Source organism: Nitrosopumilus sp. b2, from assembly GCF_014078535.1.
GTDB classification, from domain to species: domain Archaea; phylum Thermoproteota; class Nitrososphaeria; order Nitrososphaerales; family Nitrosopumilaceae; genus Nitrosopumilus; species Nitrosopumilus piranensis.
Genome location: NZ_MU078702.1, coordinates 43,947 through 64,531, shown reverse-complemented (window position 1 = coordinate 64,531; position 20,585 = coordinate 43,947). Strand labels below are relative to the sequence as shown.

Sequence of the window (20,585 nt, the reverse complement as noted above, 5' to 3'; positions counted from 1 at the left end):
ATCTTCGTGGAACAATCTCCTGCTTCTCCTATTGACAAACAACCACGTTACATTCAAGTTAACTCCACCTTAGAATTTACTAGGCTCGTTTGTGCACTTGAGCGTGCGCCACGCGTATCATTTTTGCATGATCATGATGGCAGAAAAATCTTATCTGTTCAAATGGATGTTCTAAAAGAAAAACCAATTGTATACTTTACACCCCTTGAACAAAACGGGCATTATCTTCGTTATGGTCTGAAGGGAGGAAAAGAAGAATCTGAAATTGTAGATACAACTTCTGATTCTAGCAAACTGTATTCCCCAATTGTTCGAATAAAATCACTCCCAAAAACTCTGAAACCTGGAAATGGAACTCTTGATAGATATCAACCAATTGAATTAGAAGATATGTCTAGTCTTGCAAAACTAACTTGGGGGTTTGAAGAAATACCCTTTCCACTCTTCTTATTCCCACACAATAACAAATGGCTTCTTGGGGTTTTCATGAATTTTCATGAAGAAGGAACTTCATATTTTTGTCATGTATTACTTGATAAAGATCCAGAAAAACCATTCATGAAGTTCTCCACAAGTAATGTAATTGAACCAACATTTGTTGATAGTCCATCTGAGCACGGGTATTCATATATCAAAATAATAAAATTAAAAGACACTCACCCATTAGTTGATTATGCCCACCTTCAAAACTAGACTGGCAGAGATTGCAAAAACAAATGGCAAAGTAATTCTTGCCAATGATTATGATCCATCTGTAAAGAATTTAGAAACTAAAACCATCTCAAATATCAAAAAACTACATCCATACCTTTGTGCAGTGAAATTAAATTTTCATTTACTGCTACCACTAAGTGGCAAACAAATTCTCAAAATAAACAAGACAGCTCATAGATATGGTCTGCAAACAATTGCAGACATTAAACTAAATGATATTGGAAATACTAACAAAGTAACTACAGAAAATTTATGGAGTTTAGGATTTGATGCAGTAATTGCCAACCCCATTATGGGATTGGATAGTTTGAAAAACCTGGTAAAATCTGCTCACAAAAATGGTAAAGGTGTGATTACATTGTGTCATATGAGTGCCCCTGAGGCTAAATTGTCCTATGATATGGAGATAAAACTGCATAAAAAACAACAACTCTATCAGTTATTCTTAGATTGGGCCCTTACTGCCAAAGTTGATGGCATTGTAGTTGGGGCCACATTTCCAAAAATTATCCAATACTGCTCCAAAAAGGCTGGAAAAAAACTTAGTATATTTTCTCCAGGAGTTGGAACCCAAGGTGGAAATGCAAACGAAGTAATTTCCTCTGGAACAAATTATCTAATTGTTGGAAGAACAATTCTAAATGCCACAAAACCCGTAGACGTGGCAAAAAATTTACAATTAGACAGTTTTGGTAAGTAGTGATTGAGCTTTTGTTAGAACCGTCTTTGCATTATCAAAAGTAGTTTTATCCATCGCGGTATTGTAATCTATCCAAGTGTAATCTAGATGTTCATGTGAAATGTTTACTTGTTTAGTTTTTGTCTCAGCCAAGAAAAAAACTACTTTTTTGTGAACTAATTCTTTTTGGTACTGAAAATTATATTCTATCCATTCCTCAAAGTCATCTATAAATGTGATATCAGTAATACCTGTTTCTTCTTTTGTTTCCCTAATTGCAGTTTCGTGTGTTGATTCGCCTTTTTCCATCTTTCCTTTAACAAAATCCCAATGTCCAGAAGGATAATGCAAAAGTAAAAACAAGTTTTTAGAATCCTCTCTTCTAAACAATACTATTCCTGCTGATGTCTCTTCTATCATTTTCCTAATCTTCTTTTTCTCTCTTGAAATGTTCTAATTGCTCTCATCAAATCTATCTTCCTAAACTCTGGCCAAAAAATGTCCATAAAAACTAACTCACTGTATGCACTTTGCCACATTAAAAATCCACTTAGTCTTTTTTCTCCAGACGTACGTAAAATCATATCTGGTGATGATTGTGGTAAATGTGATGTGTAAAGATTTGATTCAATCTCTTTTTTGGTAATCTCATCAACACTTAGTTGACCTTCTTTGATTTTTTCACCAATCTTCTTTACAGCATCAACTAATTCATACTGACCTCCATACGCTAGTGCAATATTTAGAAAATGATTATCATAGTCTTTTGTAGCATCATCTAGTCGTTTTAGAACTTTCTTGATAGATTCAGGCAGTAACTCAATTCTTCCTATCCCTTTTACTCTCATCTTACATCTGTGAATTCGTGGATCATTGTACAGCTTTTCTAATCTCATTCGAATCAGTTCATACAAATGGTCTAGTTCTTCATCATTCCTATCCAAATTCTCAGCAGATAGCGCATACAATGTAACAATTTTGATATTAAATTCTTCACACCAGTCAAGTAGATTTTCAACAGCGTCTGCACCTTTCCAGTGTCCTGCCTTTGGAATTGTTAAATGTCTTTTAGCCCATCTTCTGTTTCCATCTAAAATTAATGCAACATGGTTTGGAATGTCTCCATTTTGGATTTCGTTTTCTAGCCTTTTCCCATAAATCTTGTAAAGACCTGATAGCTGAAAAATCACATCTTTAATTTTGCTAATGTCAGTTCACCTTTTGATAATTACTAGATGATTAAAGATATCAGTGTTTTTGAAAAAATTCAGGCTACAGATAATCCCAGGCTCAAATTAGTCTGAAACCATCTCTTGATCTTTATGTTTTCTGTATTTTTTGAAGAGAATTGTGGCTGAAATCAATGTAGCTGCAAGACCTCCAAGAAGTGGTGGAATCAAGGTAAATGAACTTACATCAGAAATCATGATGTTAGTAAATTGGTGTATTGTTGGATACAAAGCAATTAGAACAATTATTCTTAAAATGTCACTGATTTGTCTTGGTACTCCACCAATCCAATTACTAAGTAATGTTCCTGCAAATATTGCACCAAGACCTGTCCACAATATTGGTAACACTCCTGCAACAAATTGACCGATAATTATTTGATCAGTAATCTTTCCAACAAGTCCTGTATCTGATTCAATTAGTTCTGGATCAATTGCAGTAATTCCAGCTGGTATTGATGAAAGTATTAGCAGTACTCCTGCAACCATTGTAAACATTCTGATAAAGCCCATCGGTGTTGGCTTTGACCAGCTTGACCAGACTCTATCGATATCAAATGCCCTAATTAAAAACGCTCCACCTAAAATGCTAACAAGTACTGCAAATATCTCTGCAGTATAATCAAATACTGTTGCAATTCCTCCAATCAGTAAAAGTATTCCAGGAACTCCCAAGAAAAATTTTGAATATCTTGAATCATATGCAATCATTTTTAGATATTTCCCAAAAACAGCATAAGAATACTCTACACTTCTACTCACTTTCATTACAACACGTTGTACTGAAACTACTGGTAGAACATTTTGAATAACTGGGATAACACTTTCATCGTCTTCCCCATCTGAAACTATTACGGCACCATTTGCAGAAAATTTTTCTAATACTTTTTTTGTTTCATTAAGAACCTTCTCATCAGCTTGTACTCCTCTGTCTTTGACTCCTGCAACTGTAACTACTTCAACTTGATATCCCTTGCTTACCAAGTCTTCGTATGTTTTAATTGCTGAAAATATTGAATTTGAATCTGCATCTTCAGGATCTTCTAATGCTAATCTCTGTGCTGCCTCAATACAAGCATCTCTCCCAATTACTGGGGTTACTATTCCTGCTTTTTCGCCCACATCGTTGTCTCTGTCAATACAAATTACAAGTAATTTGTTAGCAGTTGATGCATTAACATCTTTTTCAACTTTGTCTGAGCGCTGAGACATCCATCTTGTATCTCAGAATTGCTTTTTAACGATTTCCAACAATTATGATTATTAAAATTCGGTTTTGAGGCTAACCTGGCCTTGACTCATCAGAGATCTTGATCAATTCTAATGATTCTGCCTTTAGTGATTCAATTTTTTGTATTGTCTCTGAAATTTTTTCTTGTGATCTTTCATTTTCTATTAGCTTTGCTAGAACTTTGGTCTCTCCAACATACGAATTAAATTTCTTCATAGCATCCATGTAACTAATGTAGCTATTTTGCCATTCTTCAGGTGGTTTTGATGTAACAAATTCACTGATCTGAGATGTTACTTGCGATGATGTAATGTCAGCTGATGCAATGTATTGTTCAGGTGTTATCTCACCGTCTAGAAGTTTTTGATACTCAATATCTGTTGATTCTTGTAGAACTTCATGAATGCCTTTTGCCCCATCTAAATAATTTTTATAGTCTGTAACGATAAATGTGGTTTCATTTTGTTGGGGAATAGTCCATACAAAAAAACTCGCTCCAGTGATTGCAGCTAAAATAATTGTTGTGATTGCAACCCCCTTTTTTGATGCCATTTTACTTTCTTAATTTCTGGGAGTTTATAATTGATAATCTCTGAAGAAATTTCTAATTATCAAACAAATATTCGAAAAATTAGTTTTTGACATAATCTTGGCCATATTTTTCTAAAAAATACTAACATTCGTTAAAATTTTTGAATATGGGCTTTTTTTGACGCACAAAAAATTTACCTACATCTAGCCTGTAGTTAAATAATTTTCACAGCCTCTTCCTAAATACCACCACGTTTGACAATTTTTAGAATGGTTACAGCATATTGCGTAAAATGCCGCGAAAAAAGGGATATCAAAAATCCTAAAGAAACTAAACTAAAGAATGGACGTCCTGCCGTAAAAGGTACATGTCCTGAATGTGGAACTAACGTTTTCCGAATAGGAAAAATGGAATAATTTAGAAACAAAATCCACACGATTCTTCTTTTTCAAAACCCATATAGGGTCTAGTCTACACCGTTTTTTAGTGACCAAAGCAGAATATGAGAATCTACTCAAAAGGATACAGGATAAACTAGGTGATACTGAAAAGGAATCTACTGCTAGGTTTGAACTTCCTGTTGTAGATGTAATGTGGGAAGGCCAAAAAACTTTCTTACGTAATTTTTCTGAATTTCCAAAGGTTCTCCGAAGAGATCCTGACAAAGTGTTACAATACTTGTCAAAAGAATTTGCAGTTCCTGCTGAAAGAATTGGTGATAAGGCCATGTTTATTGGAAGACGTGATCCTGATGATTTTACTCGATTGTTCCAAATTTATGTTAAAGATTATCTTGAATGCCCAACTTGCAAAAGTCCTGATACAAAAATTCTAAAAGAAAATCGTATTTCATTTTTGATTTGTGAGGCGTGTGGTGCAAAATCTACTCTAAAAGGTAAATATGCATAATGCCATTTGCAGTACGACAAACTGATTATCAAAAAAATCCAATGTTGAATATTTGTGATGCTGAACTATTGGGCAAAACTATTGTTGAAGGTGAATTAAACATGCACATCAGTGAAAGCTACTATGGAGAAAGATTTGTAGATAAAGAAGAAGCTGAAGTATTACTAAAAAATTCTGCTATTATTAACATGGTTGGAAATGAAACAATATCTTTATCAATTGATTTGGGGGTCGGTTCTGAAAATGGTGTTAAAAAAATTTCTGGAGTCCCTTTTCTAATTGTTTTTAAAATGTAGAATGTCATTTGATGTTTTTAGTTCTAATGGATTTATTGAAAAAAAGAAATTGATTTTATCTAGTAGAGGTATCACTAACTAATGACAGATATTCTAAGTAAAAAGCTAGAATCAAAGTTAGACAAAAAATTGATTTCAAAATCAAAAAGAAAAACTTTGGAAGATGGTTTCAAAAAGGGCAAAGTGGTCAATGAAGTTTTAGACAAGCCAACTGTCATGACTTTGTACAAAATGATTACAGATCATGTCATTGCTTATGTCAATGGTGCTGTAAGTGCTGGAAAAGAATCTGTTGTTTTTTGGGGAGTTGATGAAAATGAATCTAATGTAGCCTTGAAAATTTATCTTGTAAGTACTTCAAATTTTAAAAAACGTGAGCCATACATTCTAGGTGATCCTAGATTCTCAAATGTAAAAAAAGGAACTAAAAATCTTGTATATCTTTGGGCAAAAAAAGAATACCGAAACCTGACTCAATGCTTTGAGGCTGGAATTCCAGTTCCAAGACCATTGTATTTGACAAATAATGTGTTGGCAATGGAGTTTGTGGGAGAAGATGGTGCCCCCTGCAAGTCTCTATTGGATTCTCAAGTAGATGAAGATGACTACAAACAAGCCATTCAAATTATTAGTGAAATGTACAAAAAGGCAAAACTAGTCCATGGAGATTTTTCAGAATATAATATTTTTAAGACTGAAAAAGGCCTAGTGGTTTTTGATTTAGGATCTGCAGTTGATTTGAGACATCCTAATACTCAAGAATTTCTTAAAAGAGATATTAATAACATCACGAGATTCTTCAATAAAAGAGGAGTTTCTGTTGAAGATCCAGATGAATTATTTGAGGATATTGTAAAATGAGCTTTGAAAAATTACTTCGTATCCCTAATGATAGAATAGCTGTATTGATTGGTAAATCGGGTAATGTTAAATCAAAAATTGAAAAATTGTGTCATGTTTCTTTAGACATTGATGGTGATACTGGAGAAGTACTGATAAAATCAAATGGTGATGTTGCAAAGATACAACCATTTAAGGCAATGGAAATTGTTACAGCAATTGGTAGAGGATTTTCTCCTGAAAATGCTATGACTTTGTTGAAAGGAGAAAACACATTACATGTTATAGACCTTAGAGAATTTGCTGGAAAATCTACTGCAAATGTTGAAAGGATAAAAGGGAGAATTATTGGAGAAGGTGGTAGAGCAAGAAGGAATATGGAAAATCTTAGCAGTACTTATATCTCAGTTTATGGAAAAACTGTTTCAATTATTGGTGATGCAAGTAAATTACGACTAGCTGTTGATGCAATATCTTCTATTTCTAGTGGAAGTATGCATGGTGCAGTTTATGATAAATTAGAAGCTGCAAATAGAAAAGAAAAACAAGAAAAAATGAAATTGTGGGAAGATCAAGATGTCTTCTATTAAAGAAAAATTCAATCAAATCTCTCCTAGTGAGTTTTTCTATAGTAATCGTGACTTGGCAGGATTTAGTAATCCTACACGTTCATTATATACTGCTGTTAGAGAGTTTGTCGAAAATGCTTTGGATGCATGTGATCAAAAAGGAGTTTTGCCTGATGTTCACCTGACAATTAAGGCAGTTGAGCCTGATAAGCCCGACCCCAAACCGTATATTTTGACTGTAAAAGATAATGGACCAGGCGTTGACGCAAAACACATCCCACTTGCATTTGGAACTGTTCTTTATGGTTCAAAATTTGGATTAAAACAAGCAAGGGGTATGTTTGGTTTGGGTGCAACAATGGCAATCCTATATGGCCAAATTACAACCAACAAACCTGTAGTGGTAAAAAGCTCAACAGATGCAAAAATTCAGAATCAGTTTGAAATCCTATTGGATATTCAAAAAAACAAACCAGTTATTGTAAAACACACTACAAAGGAAATTTCAAAAAAAGGCCTTTCTGTTAGTATTTGTTTAGAAGGTGACTATTCTAAGGCAGGAAACAAAATCCGAGATTATGTTTATGAAACATCTCTGATTACACCTTATGCAACAATAACATTTGATGATCCAAAGGGACAAAAGTTCCACCATCCACGATTTGTAAAAGAAATACCACCTCCACCAACAATTATTCGACCACATCCACATGGAATTGATGTTGAAAGAATTAGAAGAATGATAGTTGAATCTCAATTTGAAATACCAACAATTGATGACACAATGATTGAAAAAGTTAGAAAAGACTTGGGATTATCAAAACAAAATCTTAGCTTCTCTGCTATTATGGCAAAAGCAAAAAAGAAATGGAAAAATCTTTCTCGTCAAGTTCGTGTTGTGATAGCTTTGATGTCATTTCTTAAAATGGATTTTGAGAAACTAAGTAAAATTAGAATTGAAGATCTTGATGTACCTAACAAAAAATTGTATTATTGGGATTTTGGAGATTCTCAATCAAAAACAGTTGAAATGGATCCTGAAAGCCAATACTATAAGCAATTAACCAATACAGTTCAAGGAGAACCTCTCACCACTTTTCTGACAAAAAGATTTCAGCGTATAGGACCTACTACTGCAGTAAAATTTGCAGAGTTTGCAGGATTCAAGCCTGAAAAACGTATGGGAACGCTAACAAATCAAGAACTAGTAAACCTTAGTGATTCTCTTCAAAAATTCGATGACTTTATGGCACCTGATTCAAGCTGTTTGGCTCCATTGGGAGAAGGACCTCTTGAAAAAGGAATTCAGAAATTCTTCAATCCTGATTTTGTTGCCGTAGTCCAGCGTCCAGCATCAGCCTATTCTGGATTTCCATTCATAGTTGAGATGGGAATTGCATATGGTGGCGATATTAAAACAGGTGGCCCTCATGTGTATAGATACGCAAACAGAATACCACTACTTTATGATGAGGGTAGTGATGTAGTACTAAAAGTTATAAATGATACAGATTGGGGACGATACAAAGTAAAAGGTGATCCACCATTTATCATAGTATCTCATATTTGCTCCACTAGAATTCCTTACAAGACTGCAGGAAAAGAAAATGTCGCTGATAGACAAGAGATTGAACGTGAATTGAGATTGGGATTGCAATTCCTATCAAGAAAGTTGGCAGCATTCATGTCAAAAAGAGGACAAGCTGAAATGGCAAAAAAGCGAGCAAATCTTTATGCAAAATACATTCCAATGATCGCAGAGTTTTGCACAGAGCTTGCAGGAAAGAAAAAACAACCCAATTATAAGAAAATTTTAGATGAACTAGAACCTGCTGAAACTAAACAAACAGAAACTAAAACACTAGAGGAGGAAAAACCAATTGAAAACAAATAAGGAAAAAGCAAAAGAAATTAGCAAAAAGGCAAAGGAAAAGCAAAAAAGTGTTCTTGAATCCCTTAAAAACCATGGAGCAAAAATCTATGAGGATTTAGAAAATGGCCAATTCCCAAAATTCTCAATTCCAAGCAGATCTGTAAGTAATATTGTTTATGACAAAAAACTAAGGCAGTACATTCTAGGAAACTCTAATGCCTTGAGAAGTGCTAAAAATTCTGCCCAACTACGCTCCTTTACACAATTGATGTGGCTTGCATTCTTTGCAAATCGTTTAACACAAGAAAAAAAATCATCCACCTTGAGAGATGTGTATTACTCTTCGCAAGCCTTTGCAATAGAGTTTGAAGATCAATCAGAATCTGATAACATTATTGTAGATTTAGAGGCAGTAACATCCAGGCCAAGAGAAGATTTCCATATTTTTCCAGAAGAGCGAAGCTCAATTTTCGGTGATCTGAATATTGAATATACAATTCCAGGCTATGAAGGCAAAAAAATGAATTTGTCAAACCATCCAGATGGTTATTCTATTGGACCTAGTTTGACTACTGCTGAACTAGTTGATACTAGTGCTGAAATTGTAATTGCAATTGAGAAAGGCGGTCTTTTTACAAGATTTGTTGAAGAACAAATTGATAAAAAATTCAAGTCTATCATCATAAACACTGGTGGGCAAGCTCCACGTTCTACTCGAACCTTACTAAAACGTCTACATGATGAATTGGGATTACCTGTAATCATTTTGACTGATGGTGATGTGTATGGAGAACATATTGCAATGGTAATAAAATCTGGTTCTGCAAATGCTGCACATCTAAGAGAATTAACAGTACCTGATGCAAAATGGGTAGGGGTTTGGGCTACTGATATTGAAAAATACAAACTACCAACAATTCCAATGACTGAATCAGATATTAAGAGATGTTATGATCTTCAAAAAGATCCAAGATATGAATCGGGAATTTGGAAAAAGGAATTAGAAGTATTTTTGAGATTAAAAAGAAAAGCAGAACTTGAGGCATTTGCAAAATATGGTCTTACTAATATTACTGATAAATATCTGCCACAGAAATTAGAATTAGCAAAAAGTCTTTAGCTATTTTATTCTAAGTGTTAACACACCGTTTCTGTATTTGAAATCAAATATTTGCATATTGTTTGCTCCTTCTATTGGAACTTCTTTTGAAAACCCTGCAGTTCCTCTGATGTATAGCATTCCATCAACTAGCCTTACTGCAATCTTGTCTTCAGGACCTGGAACTTCAGCAACAAAAACAAACTCTCCCTCGCCTTTGATAAGGTCATATACCCAGTTTTTCTGTTCTTGTTCTCTTGATTGTGTATAAAGTGGCTTTTGGTCTTTTGTCATCTTTTTCAAAACTCTAACCCAGTAAAACATTGTAAGTGCTGCTGCCCCAATTAAGAAGAAACTAACAAAACCTGAATCTGCTCTTTGGGTCATAATGTAGATTATTCCTAAAAATAATATTACAATAATTGGTATTACAAAATTCAGTGATTGCTCATTTGAATATGCGCCTTTATAACTTGCCAAACAGTCACGATTTGGGTTTACCAAATATAAAGTATCTTTGGTTTTTATTACCATTTTTGAAATTTGAGCTATTGCCAGAGGATGAAAAATTTTCAAAACTAACAAAGCGTGAAATTATGATAAGGGGAACAGTAATTGCTGTAATCATATCTGTTCCTTCTCTTATTGCGTTTGTTCTAGTTTGGATCTTTTTTGATGACATGATTTTAGGTGCAATTCTAGGTGCAGTAATTCATTTTATTGCGATGGGATTTTCCCTAAAAATTTCTAAAAAACTTCTAGTCAAAAAATGATGTATGGATCATGTTTTATTACAAATAATTTACTTGAAAAGTAATGGACTCTAGAATTGAAGATGATTTGATCTCTGAAATTCATTTGAATCCTATACAAGCCAAAGTATACTTGCTTGTTACTTGCTATGGTAAAATGTCTCCACAAGTAATTTCAGAAAAATTAAAGATATCCTTGGATGATGCGCAAAATACAGCAAAGGATCTAATGAATTTAGGTGCATTCATAGATATTTCTGAAACCGAATTTGAGGCAATGCATCCTAGATTTACTGTAGTTAACATGTATAGACGAATGTGTGAGAGAGAAAATATTGAATTTAAAAGAAATAAACTTGTTGATAGCATAGGTGTGATATTAGAAAAGCCATATGATGATGCAAGAACTAAATAATGCTACGATTTTTGAACAACATTGACTATTGATACTGAAACATGTAAACATCAACCTGTTTACTTTGGTGTAGTTAACATCAATATCGATGAAAGAACAATTGGCTCAGTTGATGTATGGCGATGTGGTGTGTGTAAGAAAAGATTTTGTGAAGAAAAACAACTTGGAATTGAAGAGTTGGCTGATCTTGTAGGGATGCCAAAAATTGATTCTGATGCAAAGTGGGGAGTTACTGTTTGTAAATTACAGCAGGGAAAATACAAGTGGAAATTAGTAAAATTAAAAGAAAATGGTGAAATCAAGCATGAATGCCTTGATGAAAAGATAATTCCTTTAACAGTTAAAGATTACAAGGTTGAAGATGAAAAACATTGGAGCTTTTTGATTGACGATAACGTCAACAAAGCAGTTGAAATTTAATTTCTGAAATGGAACTCAAAGTTCACATTAACAATATACATGGTAGTCAAATGGCTGCAAAGATTATAGGTAAATTCACTTTAGATAATAATGATTTTCGCTTTACTGCAATAGCGTTTGGTAGAATTGGTGGACAAAATGTTGGAGCAAAAATTTCTAAAGATACTGAAAAAGAATTAAAAAAATTGGGTTATGATGTTGAAGAGGTAATAATGACTCTTCAGAGAAATTTACTCCAAGGTGACATGTCTCTTCCAGAGGGACTCAAAAAAGAATCCTTTGTTGATGACTAGAATTCTGCTTCTTCTAGTGCTTTTGCACAAGAACAACTTCTAGTTTTAGGAATCTTTTCAATTAACTCTGTTAGTATTTTTTTTGTTCCTTCAACATTTTTTGACAGTGTTTCTAATACATCTTTTGCAGTAACAGGCTTTTCTGCCCAAACATCATAATCAGTTACTGTTGAGATTGATGCATAACAAATCTGTGCTTCTCTTGCCAATTGACATTCTGGAACTAGAGTCATTCCAATAATGTCTGCACCAGTTGTCCTATAGAACTTTGATTCAGCTTTTGTAGAAAATCTTGGGCCTTCAATACAGACGTATGTACAATCTTTGTGAATTTTGATATTTTGATTATCTGTAACTTTAGTGATTGATGAATGTAACTCTGGACAAAATGGATCTGCCACTGAAATGTGAATAACCCTGCCATCTTCAGAAAATGAACCATCTCTTGATTTTGTAAAGTCTAGAAATTGTGATGGCAATACAAAATGTCCCGGCTCTAACTCTTCTTTTAGACTCCCAACTGCTGAAGGTGCAATTATTCTTGTAACTCCAAGTTCTTTGAATGCCCAAATGTTTGCTCTAAAATTAATTCTGTGTGGTGGAATTGTATGTTTTTTCCCATGTCTTGGAAGAAAAGCAATTTTTCGTCCTTTGAAAGTTCCTACTGTAATTGTATCTGATGGCTTCCCGTATGGTGTATCGATATCTATTTCTTGTGTGTTTTCTAATAGTCCTGAATCATAAATTCCAGTACCTCCAAAAATCCCTATTTCCACATCTTTTTCCATTAATACTTCACCAATGATTTACAATCATACTTGCTTATTCCTTTCATACCATTAAGCTCTGTCAGTTCTATAATGAATGCAAAACCTACTATTTTACCACCTACTTTCTCAATTAATTTTGCAGATGCTTTAGCGGTTCCTCCTGTTGCAAGCAGGTCATCACAAATGAGTATTCTTTGTCCTTCTTTGATGATGTCTTTTTGAATCTCTATTGTGTCTTTTCCATATTCTATTGTGTATGAAGTTTTTGTGGTTTTTCCAGGCAGTTTCCCTGCCTTTCTGATCATTACCATTCCTTTGTTGTATCTTGCAGCTAGAATACATGCAAGAATAAATCCTCTTGATTCAATACCTGCAAAAAGATCAATGTTTTTTGGATGAAAATGCTTTGTAAATTCATCAGCAATTACTGTCATTGCAGATGGATCTTTTAAAATTGGGCTAAAATCTCTAAATAAAATCCCTTTTTTAGGAAAATTTGGATACTCTGCTATTTTGTCTTTTAAGTTCATATTGATTTTGTAAATTTAGGCGAAATAAAATTGTTTGATATTATTTTATCTCAAATGTAGTTTCACCTGAAGTGAATGCGTCAGATACTTTAATTGTATATGTTCCTGGCTCAGTATCTTTTGGAATGATCCATGGTTGGTTTATCTCGCCTTGAGATGATGCCTGAAATGATAACGATTCAATAACCTGTCCATCTGCATTCACAATACTTATCTCTACTGTCTGCTGAACTCCAACAACCTTTATTTGAAGTGTATTTCCATATCCTGGGATCTCAGCACCCTCTTCAACGATAATCTGCATACCTTCAACTATTGTCGATAATACTTCAATTTCTATAGTGTCAAAATTTGAACCACTTTTTGCAGTAATTGTCCACATTCCACTTTTTCCATCTGATGGAATTCTAAATGAACCTTCAGAAATTTTTCCATTTTTATCCGAAAAAGTTTCTTTTTCTTTTACTATATTTCCATCAGGATCTGTCATTGTTATTGTAAGTAGAACATTTTTTGCTGTGTCTCCTAAAATTAAAACAGAATCTCCTGGTGTATACTTCAATTTTGTGGTGTTTATCTGAATCTCTCCTGAACCAGTTTGTAATCCTACAGTAAAAATCTCGGTACTTTGTGCACTACCTTTACTAGCTACAGCGGTATACACTCCTGATGCATATCCTGATAAATCTAGTTCATATTTTGCAGTCCCATCTGCTTGTAAAGTAATGGAAATTGTTTCACCTTTTGGTTTATCCGATGGATCGATAATCAACAAACTAACAATTTCAGATGCTATCCCAGTAAGTGAAATTACTGCAGTATCTCCTGCACTATAATTTAGTCTATCAAATTCTAAATTAACTGGAATTGCGGGCAGTTGACCTAATCCTGCAAAAATAAATTCTATATCTTTATCCTGAGTGGCAATTAGAGTATAGGTGCCTTTAATAGATGATTGTTCTGTTTGATATTCAAATTCAACAAAACCTGATTCATCTAACTGAATGATGTCTGAAAATAATTCTTTTCCTTGAGGATCCTCCAAAATAATTTCAATTGGTTTGTTGGGTACTGCAGTTCCATTAAACTTTAGTAACTCCCCCGGTTGAAATTTCAAGTTATAAGGAGTAATTATTATTTTTTTATTTGATTCAACTGTCCAAGATTTTAGAATACTTTCTCTTCCATCAGTAATAACTGCATTATATTTACCAAATGGTGTGTCTAGTGGAATAGCTATTGGTTCTGCTAATTTCCAATTTCCTTTAGCATCTACTTCTGCTGTTCTTGAGTTGATAATATCTCCATCTTCTGTTTTAATCTCTGCAGTGATTGCACTCTTTGGTGCCCCTGTACCTGAAATATCTAACAAGTCCCCTCTATGTATTATATTTGGAATTCCTTTGATTGTGAGTTTAACATTTTCTGTCTCTGGAATTCGGTTTTCAATTTCTCCAATTCTTAGACTAATTTTCTTCTCTTCTCCTTTACTATCTTTTATTTTAAAATCTACTCTGTCTGCATTCTGATTATCAGGAATTTTCATTGTTGTCATAAAGTGACCGTTTTCATCAGTTTCAAAACTACCGATTTTTGAATTATCTATGTAAAAATCAAATTCTTGTGATGCCCCAAAATTATCTCCAGTTACTCTTATAGTTGAACCCATGTTGGGTTTTTCTGGAACTATTCTAAAAATAGAATCAGAAAGAATTCCTATATCTACAGATTTTTTATCTGGTTTAATTTCTGTATTCTTTATAACTTCGGGCAATTCTTTTGGTAATACTTTTCCCATGCCCTGTTCTTTACTTTTAATGTCGATTGCCTTCCAATTAATTCCAGGATTTTTGTTATCTGTCTTTACACCAAACTTTACTGATTCTCCTTTTTTAATTGATTCAGGAGATGTAAAAATAATTACTCCTTGAGGCGTTTTTTCACCTATCCATCCTTTTTCTGTTTTAAAAGATTTAAAATTAAAATCTGCACCAAGCCAAATTCTAAAAGTATTGATTTCTGTATCTGAATCATTTGTAAATTCTATGATTACTGTTTCCTCTAGTCCAATACTCTTTGCATTAATCTCTTCAGCGAATGTATTTGATGGAACTAAAATTAGTGTTATTGAAAATAATAGTATAACTGAAAGGAGAATTCCTCTCATAGAGGATGTATTCATTAATTTCAAACCATTCATCTCTAACTTAAACCTTAAAGGCTTTTCCCTATCTTTCTATTTTTAAATTCAGTATTTTTCATGAGCAAACTTCTTAAGCTTTGGCCTTTTGAAACTTATCTAAATCTGACTTTGTATTGACATTCTGGTATTGTCTAATTCGTTCTGCAATTAGTCTATACAATGATCTAAATTGATCTTTTGTTTTATCTGAGAGAAAACTTGTTTCCTCCAGTGCAATTTTTTCACAAATGTATCTGGTAATCTCTTCATTGTTAAATTTGCCCCAATCATCATCATTATGTTCCTGCCAAATCTTTCTTAATTTTTCCAAATTACCTTTACCATCTTTTGATAGAACATCATCCGGGGTAAGATTTGAGAATCCCTCTCGTCTCAATTTAATCTCGTATGTCTGATTAACTGGATGCAAATAATCTTCAAGTACAATATAGTCTTCAATTGATTCAAGCTTTTTGCCTTCCAATTCAAAGAAAATAGTCTGAATAGGTGAAAATTCATTTGAAACTAGTTGGGCTGAAATTTGTTTTGATTCTTCAGTGTTATCTAATAGAATAAAGGTCCTGTATCCATGGTTTCTATAAAAAATTGCTAGAGGTAGAACCGAGTTTTTGTTGTATGCTGCAACTACATTGAGTGGATTCATTGAGATATTTGGATCTTGTAAGAATTTGTCAAATGCATTTAGATACATTGAATCTGATATAGTCTCTACAATGATGACTGGTCTGGAATTTGTTCCTATTTCTCTATCTACGATAGATTCTACTTGTCCTCTTGATAACCCATACAAAATAGGAGTCAGCGTTTTGTCATCTGCATTCCAATAATCATAAAATATTCTACTTAGATGCTTTCGTTTATCTAACTCTACTACAAGTAAATTTCCTGGTGTGTAATCAAAGATCATAAATGGTGAATGTGTTGCATACAAAACTTGGTTGGAACCTGCCAAATTTTTTAACAAATCTGAAATTCCCATTTGTTGAGTTGGATGAAGGTTTCTTGCGGGTTCATCTAAAAGTAAAATTGCTTCTTTTAATTCTGCTCGTTGTGTTTCAGCTGCAAAGTTTACAATAAAAGAAAATGTCCATTTGAAACCTTCAGCTCGTCTATTTAGTAATCCTGTGTTAGTTACTGTCCCATCCCTGTGAACATCTGAGATTACAACACTCATGATGTTTCCTGGGTTGTATCTCAAGTCTACATGGATTGGGTCTCCTTTCCATGCAGGATTTAGTTTACTTGTTAATCTATTACTTGCAGTATTGAGTAGTTTGATACACTTTGATGGACTCTCTTTGACCTCTTCTAATTCATTCATGTCTAGTTCTGCTAGGTAGAAGAGATTTCTTACCGTCTCTGCCTTGTCAAATTCTTCTACATATTCAATAGAATCTGCTCTCTCCCCTTTCTCTTCTCTAAGATATTCGTTGAGATTTATGTTGCCATAGATTTTTTTATAATCTGAAAAATAAACAAACCTTGGATGCAGTTCTGATTCAATAAAGTTTTGTAGAGCTGTTTTCTCACTTTTTCCACTTAGTAAATTTGAAAACTGATTTTCTGGACTCTCATAGATTTTTTCCCACTCTTCAATTACTTTAGGTTCTTGAATTGCAATGACATGAAATTGATTGCTAAATTCTGCCATTCCTCTGTCAAATGATTCTTGATTATTTGGAACACCTCCCTCAAAAAATGATGTGTCAATTTGAATTCTAAGGTGATTTGGAATTGTATCTAAGAATTCTATTATTTGTTTTGAGAAATTCTCCCAGGAATTAAGTCCCTTACTTTCTTCTTCTCCAAGTTCAATGTCATCAAACTCATATTGGACTTTGGGGCTTCTGTTTGTCCTAAATAATCTAAGCTTTTTTATTTCTGGCAGGCCTGGAAATTTTTCTTTTAGCATTTCAATTTCATGCTGATTTAATTCAAATTCCCCTTCAGCTAGTCTAATCTCGTCTTTGAGTTCTTCACTCATTTCGTCACAAAGATCTAGTTCTGAAATCTCTTCATCTCTATTCAAAAGAGTTAGTGCTTGAAGTATGGTAGTTTTTCCACTTTCATTTCTTCCCACAAATGCTGCTAAATCGCCAACTGTTATTTCACCAGAATCATGAATGCAACGATATGCCCTAACTCTGAATTTTCTAAGTCGCATCTAGCGATATTTAGCCGGCTACGATTTAACTCATTCGTCAAATTGATCTGAAGTCAATAGTTTTGCTAAATAGATATAGGGGAAACAGTAATTTTAAAACAAAATGGCATCAAAGAGAATTTTTATTGTATTTGTCTTACCAGTAATTTTTTCAGTAGCTTTTGGTTCAGCCGTTATGGGTGATATTCTTCAAGAACCTGATAGGGAGCTAAACATGATACCATCCATGTCTTTTTCTGGAGGATTATCTTCACATGGTACTGAAATTGAAATAATTGGACTATCAAAATCATATTCTACTTCTGAACCTGTAGAAATCTCAATTGAAATAAACGATGCCACTTTTGACTGTGGAGATCTTTATGTAACAATTTACTCTGGAAAAGATGTAATTACTCAAGGTGGGTTTTTTGAACAATGTTTTGGTGAAAGAAACGAATTAATTCCAATTGGGGATAAATTTTCAAAAGTAATTGATACTCCGGGCTCTTACAAAATCGTAGCTGAAATGATATCAAAAGATCTAAAAAACATCTCTATTTCTGGAGAATTTACTGTTAAATAGGAATGACTTTATGGAAAATATGAAATTAAATTTAAAAAATAAGGTGATTTGATGGCAAAGAAAAAAGATGAACTAGTTGATGAAGCAAAGAAAATCAAAGCTGAGATTGATGCTCTTAAAAAGAAAAAAGATGTTCTAGATTCTACTTTAAAAAAGACTAAATCAAAACCTGCAAAGACAAAGAAAGCCGATGCAAAACCTGCAAAGACAAAGAAAGCCGATGCAACAAAACCTCCAAAAGAAAAAAAATTAACTAAAAAAGAAATTGAAGAAGCAAAAAAAGAAGCTGAAAAAACACTTGAAGAAGAACTAGAAGAACAATTATCTGATGAAGAAATTGAAAATTTCCAAATTGAAAAAGTTGACATGGAAAGACTCACAAACAAAGTTTGTGATATTTTAGCTGAACGTGAATCAGAAGGGATGTTTCAAAGTGAATTGTGGAAGAAGCTTAAACTTACAAGTCGTGATGGCTCTCGTTTAGCATTAAAACTTGAAAGAATGGGTACAATTACTAGAGAAAAGATTCTTGAAAAAAATCGATGGACTTACAAATTAATTCTAAAAAAGACACCAATTAGTACTCAATCTATTGAAAATGCTCCCTGTTTGGTTTGTCCCGTTGAGCAGAAATGTTCTCTTGAAGGTGAAATCAGTCCTAGAAATTGTCAGTTCATTGAAGATTGGGTAATTGCTGAAATGAAAAAACCTGCGAAGGCCAAATGAAGTTATTAGATGCTAGAAAAGATCACTATCGAAAATTAGCACATGAGCAAGGTTTTCGAAGTAGAGCTGCATACAAACTCAAAGAACTAAATCAATCTTACCGGCTTATTGGTCCTGGATTCTATGTTCTTGATCTTGGTTGTGCTCCTGGTGGTTGGACACAAATGGCTGTCAAATTAGCAGGAAATCAGGGTAAAGTCATGGGTATTGATTTGTCATATGTTGAAGAAATTCCTGGTGCTCATATTCTTAGAGGTGATATTGAAGATGAGAATATGGTTGATGAGATAATGTCTTATTTTGGACGTAAAGTTAACGCTGTAATTTGTGATCTTTCTCCAAAAGTGAGTGGAAATTGGTCAGTGGATCATGCCAAGCAAATCTCTTTGAATTATGATTGCACAAAAATTATGGATAAAGTATTGGCACATAAAGGCAATGCTGTTTTCAAAGTTTTTGATGGGGAATATTCTATGGAATTTAGAGATTACATAAAGAAAAAATTTGCACGCATCAACCTTACAAAACCGAAGGCAAGTAGAAAACAAAGTAGTGAGTTATACTATGTATGTTTAGGCTTTACTGGATAGTTGAAAAATTTCAATTATCTTATTTATTTTTGCATTTGTTCTAAACCCTGTTGGATTAAATGATGTGACACTAGCAACAAAACCATTTTTTTGTAAATTTTCTATTACATCTTCTAATTTTGGTGGTGATGTCTTCATTTTCTTTGCAATTTCATCTAGTGTATAATATGTTGGAGGCATTTCTGCTTCTAATAGACATTTGTTTAGGGTTTTTTCACAAACTTTGTCAACTTGTAAATTTGAAATTTGAATTAACATATCTTTCAGAAAATCTTTATCAAAAATTTTTCCAATCCATAGTGGACCTGCAATTCCAATTTTTAATTTGCATAATTCACATTCTTGTTTTTGTTCGAATGAAATTTTTCGATATCCACAATTTTTACAATGTAAAATATATCCAATGTTTTCTTCCTGATCTGGTCTGTTTAGAACTTTGACATATGTTCTATAGTAATGCATATCACTTTCAACAAACATTGGTTTAACTTCAACTCCTAATCTTGCTGCTACTACTCGTAAGCACCCAAGCACCAATCTAATTGCCATCTCATTTCCATATTCAACTCTAATTGGAATTCCACCATACTTCCTCTTGCAGGCACTCTGAAAAAGCCCATTTAACACCTGTAAATCTGTGGCTGCAGTTGATAATATTCCTCCATGCATGGTTGCACGTATTCCACAGTCAAAAAATGCTGCCGGAGAACCAAACGGATCTATATCTACAATAGAACCTCTTTGTCCTTTTTTTGAATAACTGCTAAAAAATCTGCATACTTCTTTTTCAGTAAATTCTACGTTTTTAATTCCATTAAGATTAGCTGAATACTCTGCCATCTTTAATGCAGTTGGATTTAGATCATTGATTACCAAATTGTCAATTTTTAATTCATTTGCAACTCGTAATCCTCTAGCCCCAATTCCTGCTAGTCCTTCTAAGAAAATCTTTGGACCTTGAAATTTTTCTATAAATGCTGCATATGCAATTATTGAAAAGTCTCTGTTTAGTTTTGCTTTTGGATTAAAAAATGCTGGTTCTTTTGGTGGAACCTTTTCTGTAATAGATCCTTTTGGAACCAACAACTTTGTTTTCCCCTCAATAATTTCTTGAAAAGATTCACTTGGTATGTCCAACATTCTTCTATTTTTTCAAAGCCTATAATGGTTTAATACTTGTGTTTAA

The 20,585-nt window shown here is 33.5% G+C and carries 26 protein-coding genes; 16 read left to right on the top strand and 10 right to left on the bottom strand.

Annotated elements, in window-relative coordinates; all coding sequences use genetic code 11:
• Nucleotides 1-6 precede the first annotated feature (6 nt).
• Nucleotides 7-693 (top strand): hypothetical protein, encoded by a 687-nt coding sequence (locus tag C6989_RS00420; RefSeq protein WP_148703984.1) that lies wholly within the window; start codon nt 7-9, stop codon nt 691-693.
• A complete protein-coding gene (locus C6989_RS00415; protein ID WP_182126045.1) occupies nt 674-1,414 on the top strand; it encodes an orotidine 5'-phosphate decarboxylase in 741 nt (246 codons plus the stop codon). Before C6989_RS00420 ends, C6989_RS00415 begins: the two co-directional genes overlap by 20 nt.
• Here C6989_RS00415 and C6989_RS00410 read toward each other — a convergent pair.
• The 4 genes from C6989_RS00410 to C6989_RS00395 form a co-directional block, all read right to left on the bottom strand.
• The gene (locus C6989_RS00410; protein ID WP_182126044.1) at nt 1,394-1,813 is read right to left on the bottom strand and encodes a bis(5'-nucleosyl)-tetraphosphatase; all 420 of its coding nucleotides are present in this window, start codon (nt 1,811-1,813) and stop codon (nt 1,394-1,396) included. The two genes, C6989_RS00415 and C6989_RS00410, sit on opposite strands and share 21 nt — an antisense overlap.
• The gene (gene uppS / locus C6989_RS00405) at nt 1,810-2,553 is read right to left on the bottom strand and encodes a polyprenyl diphosphate synthase (RefSeq protein ID WP_148704197.1); all 744 of its coding nucleotides are present in this window, start codon (nt 2,551-2,553) and stop codon (nt 1,810-1,812) included. The genes C6989_RS00410 and uppS overlap by 4 nt, the downstream gene beginning before the upstream one ends.
• Before the next feature lie 135 nt (nt 2,554-2,688).
• Nucleotides 2,689-3,834 carry a DUF373 family protein gene (locus C6989_RS00400; protein ID WP_148703981.1) on the bottom strand — a complete coding sequence of 382 codons (1,146 nt, stop codon included), beginning with the start codon at nt 3,832-3,834 and terminating at the stop codon, nt 2,689-2,691.
• 70 nt (nt 3,835-3,904) lie between these two features.
• On the bottom strand, nt 3,905-4,405 hold the full coding sequence (locus C6989_RS00395; protein ID WP_148703980.1) for a hypothetical protein: 501 nt from the start codon (nt 4,403-4,405) through the stop codon (nt 3,905-3,907).
• A 249-nt stretch (nt 4,406-4,654) separates the two neighbouring features.
• Between C6989_RS00395 and C6989_RS10110 the strand changes: the two genes are divergently transcribed.
• From C6989_RS10110 to C6989_RS00365, 7 genes are all read left to right on the top strand, one after another.
• On the top strand, nt 4,655-4,801 hold the full coding sequence (locus C6989_RS10110) for a DUF5679 domain-containing protein (RefSeq protein ID WP_014963798.1): 147 nt from the start codon (nt 4,655-4,657) through the stop codon (nt 4,799-4,801).
• 70 nt (nt 4,802-4,871) lie between these two features.
• On the top strand, nt 4,872-5,294 hold the full coding sequence (locus tag C6989_RS00390; protein WP_148703979.1) for a translation initiation factor IF-2: 423 nt from the start codon (nt 4,872-4,874) through the stop codon (nt 5,292-5,294).
• Nucleotides 5,294-5,590, top strand: coding sequence for a DUF424 domain-containing protein (locus C6989_RS00385; RefSeq protein WP_148703978.1), 297 nt, complete (start codon nt 5,294-5,296; stop codon nt 5,588-5,590). The genes C6989_RS00390 and C6989_RS00385 overlap by 1 nt, the downstream gene beginning before the upstream one ends.
• A gap of 81 nt (nt 5,591-5,671) precedes the next feature.
• On the top strand, nt 5,672-6,451 hold the full coding sequence (locus C6989_RS00380; RefSeq protein ID WP_148703977.1) for a serine protein kinase RIO: 780 nt from the start codon (nt 5,672-5,674) through the stop codon (nt 6,449-6,451).
• Nucleotides 6,448-7,020: a KH domain-containing protein gene (locus tag C6989_RS00375; RefSeq protein ID WP_148703976.1), complete on the top strand. Its 573-nt coding sequence runs from the start codon at nt 6,448-6,450 to the stop codon at nt 7,018-7,020. The genes C6989_RS00380 and C6989_RS00375 overlap by 4 nt, the downstream gene beginning before the upstream one ends.
• Nucleotides 7,007-8,893, top strand: a complete 1,887-nt coding sequence (locus C6989_RS00370; protein WP_182126043.1) for a DNA topoisomerase VI subunit B — start codon at nt 7,007-7,009, stop codon at nt 8,891-8,893. Before C6989_RS00375 ends, C6989_RS00370 begins: the two co-directional genes overlap by 14 nt.
• Nucleotides 8,880-9,992, top strand: coding sequence for a DNA topoisomerase IV subunit A (locus tag C6989_RS00365; RefSeq protein ID WP_148703974.1), 1,113 nt, complete (start codon nt 8,880-8,882; stop codon nt 9,990-9,992). Before C6989_RS00370 ends, C6989_RS00365 begins: the two co-directional genes overlap by 14 nt.
• Here C6989_RS00365 and C6989_RS00360 read toward each other — a convergent pair whose 3' ends face one another.
• The gene (locus C6989_RS00360; RefSeq protein WP_182126042.1) at nt 9,993-10,505 is read right to left on the bottom strand and encodes an Hsp20/alpha crystallin family protein; all 513 of its coding nucleotides are present in this window, start codon (nt 10,503-10,505) and stop codon (nt 9,993-9,995) included. It lies immediately after the preceding gene.
• A gap of 17 nt (nt 10,506-10,522) precedes the next feature.
• On the opposite strand from C6989_RS00360, the gene C6989_RS00355 reads away from it, so the two are divergent.
• The 4 genes from C6989_RS00355 to C6989_RS00340 are packed head-to-tail and all read left to right on the top strand — an operon-like array spanning nt 10,523 to nt 11,851.
• Nucleotides 10,523-10,744 (top strand): hypothetical protein, encoded by a 222-nt coding sequence (locus C6989_RS00355; protein ID WP_182126041.1) that lies wholly within the window; start codon nt 10,523-10,525, stop codon nt 10,742-10,744.
• Nucleotides 10,745-10,787: 43 nt separating this feature from the next.
• The gene (locus C6989_RS00350; protein ID WP_148703971.1) at nt 10,788-11,138 is read left to right on the top strand and encodes a hypothetical protein; all 351 of its coding nucleotides are present in this window, start codon (nt 10,788-10,790) and stop codon (nt 11,136-11,138) included.
• 21 nt (nt 11,139-11,159) lie between these two features.
• Nucleotides 11,160-11,558, top strand: a complete 399-nt coding sequence (locus C6989_RS00345) for a hypothetical protein (RefSeq protein ID WP_148703970.1) — start codon at nt 11,160-11,162, stop codon at nt 11,556-11,558.
• An 8-nt stretch (nt 11,559-11,566) separates the two neighbouring features.
• Complete coding sequence (locus C6989_RS00340; protein WP_148703969.1) at nt 11,567-11,851, top strand: hypothetical protein; 285 nt, start codon at nt 11,567-11,569, stop codon at nt 11,849-11,851.
• Here the strand turns inward: C6989_RS00340 and C6989_RS00335 are convergent.
• From C6989_RS00335 to C6989_RS00320, 4 genes are all read right to left on the bottom strand, one after another.
• Nucleotides 11,848-12,639, bottom strand: coding sequence for an S-methyl-5'-thioadenosine phosphorylase (locus C6989_RS00335; protein WP_148703968.1), 792 nt, complete (start codon nt 12,637-12,639; stop codon nt 11,848-11,850). The two genes, C6989_RS00340 and C6989_RS00335, sit on opposite strands and share 4 nt — an antisense overlap.
• Complete coding sequence (locus C6989_RS00330) at nt 12,639-13,151, bottom strand: adenine phosphoribosyltransferase (RefSeq protein WP_148703967.1); 513 nt, start codon at nt 13,149-13,151, stop codon at nt 12,639-12,641. Before C6989_RS00330 ends, C6989_RS00335 begins: the two co-directional genes overlap by 1 nt.
• Nucleotides 13,152-13,191: 40 nt before the next feature.
• Entirely contained in the window at nt 13,192-15,333 is a 2,142-nt protein-coding gene (locus tag C6989_RS00325; RefSeq protein ID WP_255464605.1) for an alpha-2-macroglobulin family protein, read from the bottom strand.
• A gap of 91 nt (nt 15,334-15,424) precedes the next feature.
• Nucleotides 15,425-17,518 (bottom strand): AAA family ATPase, encoded by a 2,094-nt coding sequence (locus C6989_RS00320; protein ID WP_148703966.1) that lies wholly within the window; start codon nt 17,516-17,518, stop codon nt 15,425-15,427.
• A 103-nt stretch (nt 17,519-17,621) separates the two neighbouring features.
• Between C6989_RS00320 and C6989_RS00315 the strand changes: the two genes are divergently transcribed.
• Genes C6989_RS00315 through C6989_RS00305 form a run of 3 tightly spaced genes read left to right on the top strand, consistent with a single transcriptional unit; the run spans nt 17,622 to nt 19,399 of the window.
• A complete protein-coding gene (locus C6989_RS00315; RefSeq protein WP_148703965.1) occupies nt 17,622-18,083 on the top strand; it encodes a hypothetical protein in 462 nt (153 codons plus the stop codon).
• A 51-nt stretch (nt 18,084-18,134) separates the two neighbouring features.
• Nucleotides 18,135-18,809: a helix-turn-helix transcriptional regulator gene (locus C6989_RS00310; RefSeq protein WP_182126040.1), complete on the top strand. Its 675-nt coding sequence runs from the start codon at nt 18,135-18,137 to the stop codon at nt 18,807-18,809.
• Nucleotides 18,806-19,399 (top strand): RlmE family RNA methyltransferase, encoded by a 594-nt coding sequence (locus C6989_RS00305; protein WP_148703963.1) that lies wholly within the window; start codon nt 18,806-18,808, stop codon nt 19,397-19,399. The genes C6989_RS00310 and C6989_RS00305 overlap by 4 nt, the downstream gene beginning before the upstream one ends.
• Here the strand turns inward: C6989_RS00305 and C6989_RS00300 are convergent.
• Complete coding sequence (locus C6989_RS00300) at nt 19,382-20,536, bottom strand: tRNA (guanine-N1)-methyltransferase (protein WP_148704195.1); 1,155 nt, start codon at nt 20,534-20,536, stop codon at nt 19,382-19,384. The two genes, C6989_RS00305 and C6989_RS00300, sit on opposite strands and share 18 nt — an antisense overlap.
• Nucleotides 20,537-20,585: the final 49 nt, after the last annotated feature.

Coding starts and splice junctions, on each gene's coding strand:
- C6989_RS00395 (WP_148703980.1), bottom strand. CDS start 4,405: ATGGCATCAAAAAAGGGGGTTGCAATCACAACAATTATTTTAGCTGCA.
- C6989_RS00380 (WP_148703977.1), top strand. CDS start 5,672: ATGACAGATATTCTAAGTAAAAAGCTAGAATCAAAGTTAGACAAAAAA.
- C6989_RS00385 (WP_148703978.1), top strand. CDS start 5,294: ATGCCATTTGCAGTACGACAAACTGATTATCAAAAAAATCCAATGTTG.
- C6989_RS00350 (WP_148703971.1), top strand. CDS start 10,788: ATGGACTCTAGAATTGAAGATGATTTGATCTCTGAAATTCATTTGAAT.
- C6989_RS00325 (WP_255464605.1), bottom strand. CDS start 15,333: ATGAATACATCCTCTATGAGAGGAATTCTCCTTTCAGTTATACTATTA.
- C6989_RS00375 (WP_148703976.1), top strand. CDS start 6,448: ATGAGCTTTGAAAAATTACTTCGTATCCCTAATGATAGAATAGCTGTA.
- C6989_RS00360 (WP_182126042.1), bottom strand. CDS start 10,505: ATGGTAATAAAAACCAAAGATACTTTATATTTGGTAAACCCAAATCGT.
- C6989_RS00310 (WP_182126040.1), top strand. CDS start 18,135: ATGGCAAAGAAAAAAGATGAACTAGTTGATGAAGCAAAGAAAATCAAA.
- C6989_RS00340 (WP_148703969.1), top strand. CDS start 11,567: ATGGAACTCAAAGTTCACATTAACAATATACATGGTAGTCAAATGGCT.
- C6989_RS10110 (WP_014963798.1), top strand. CDS start 4,655: ATGGTTACAGCATATTGCGTAAAATGCCGCGAAAAAAGGGATATCAAA.
- C6989_RS00330 (WP_148703967.1), bottom strand. CDS start 13,151: ATGAACTTAAAAGACAAAATAGCAGAGTATCCAAATTTTCCTAAAAAA.
- C6989_RS00335 (WP_148703968.1), bottom strand. CDS start 12,639: ATGGAAAAAGATGTGGAAATAGGGATTTTTGGAGGTACTGGAATTTAT.
- C6989_RS00315 (WP_148703965.1), top strand. CDS start 17,622: ATGGCATCAAAGAGAATTTTTATTGTATTTGTCTTACCAGTAATTTTT.
- C6989_RS00370 (WP_182126043.1), top strand. CDS start 7,007: ATGTCTTCTATTAAAGAAAAATTCAATCAAATCTCTCCTAGTGAGTTT.
- C6989_RS00415 (WP_182126045.1), top strand. CDS start 674: ATGCCCACCTTCAAAACTAGACTGGCAGAGATTGCAAAAACAAATGGC.
- C6989_RS00410 (WP_182126044.1), bottom strand. CDS start 1,813: ATGATAGAAGAGACATCAGCAGGAATAGTATTGTTTAGAAGAGAGGAT.
- C6989_RS00305 (WP_148703963.1), top strand. CDS start 18,806: ATGAAGTTATTAGATGCTAGAAAAGATCACTATCGAAAATTAGCACAT.
- C6989_RS00400 (WP_148703981.1), bottom strand. CDS start 3,834: ATGTCTCAGCGCTCAGACAAAGTTGAAAAAGATGTTAATGCATCAACT.
- C6989_RS00320 (WP_148703966.1), bottom strand. CDS start 17,518: ATGCGACTTAGAAAATTCAGAGTTAGGGCATATCGTTGCATTCATGAT.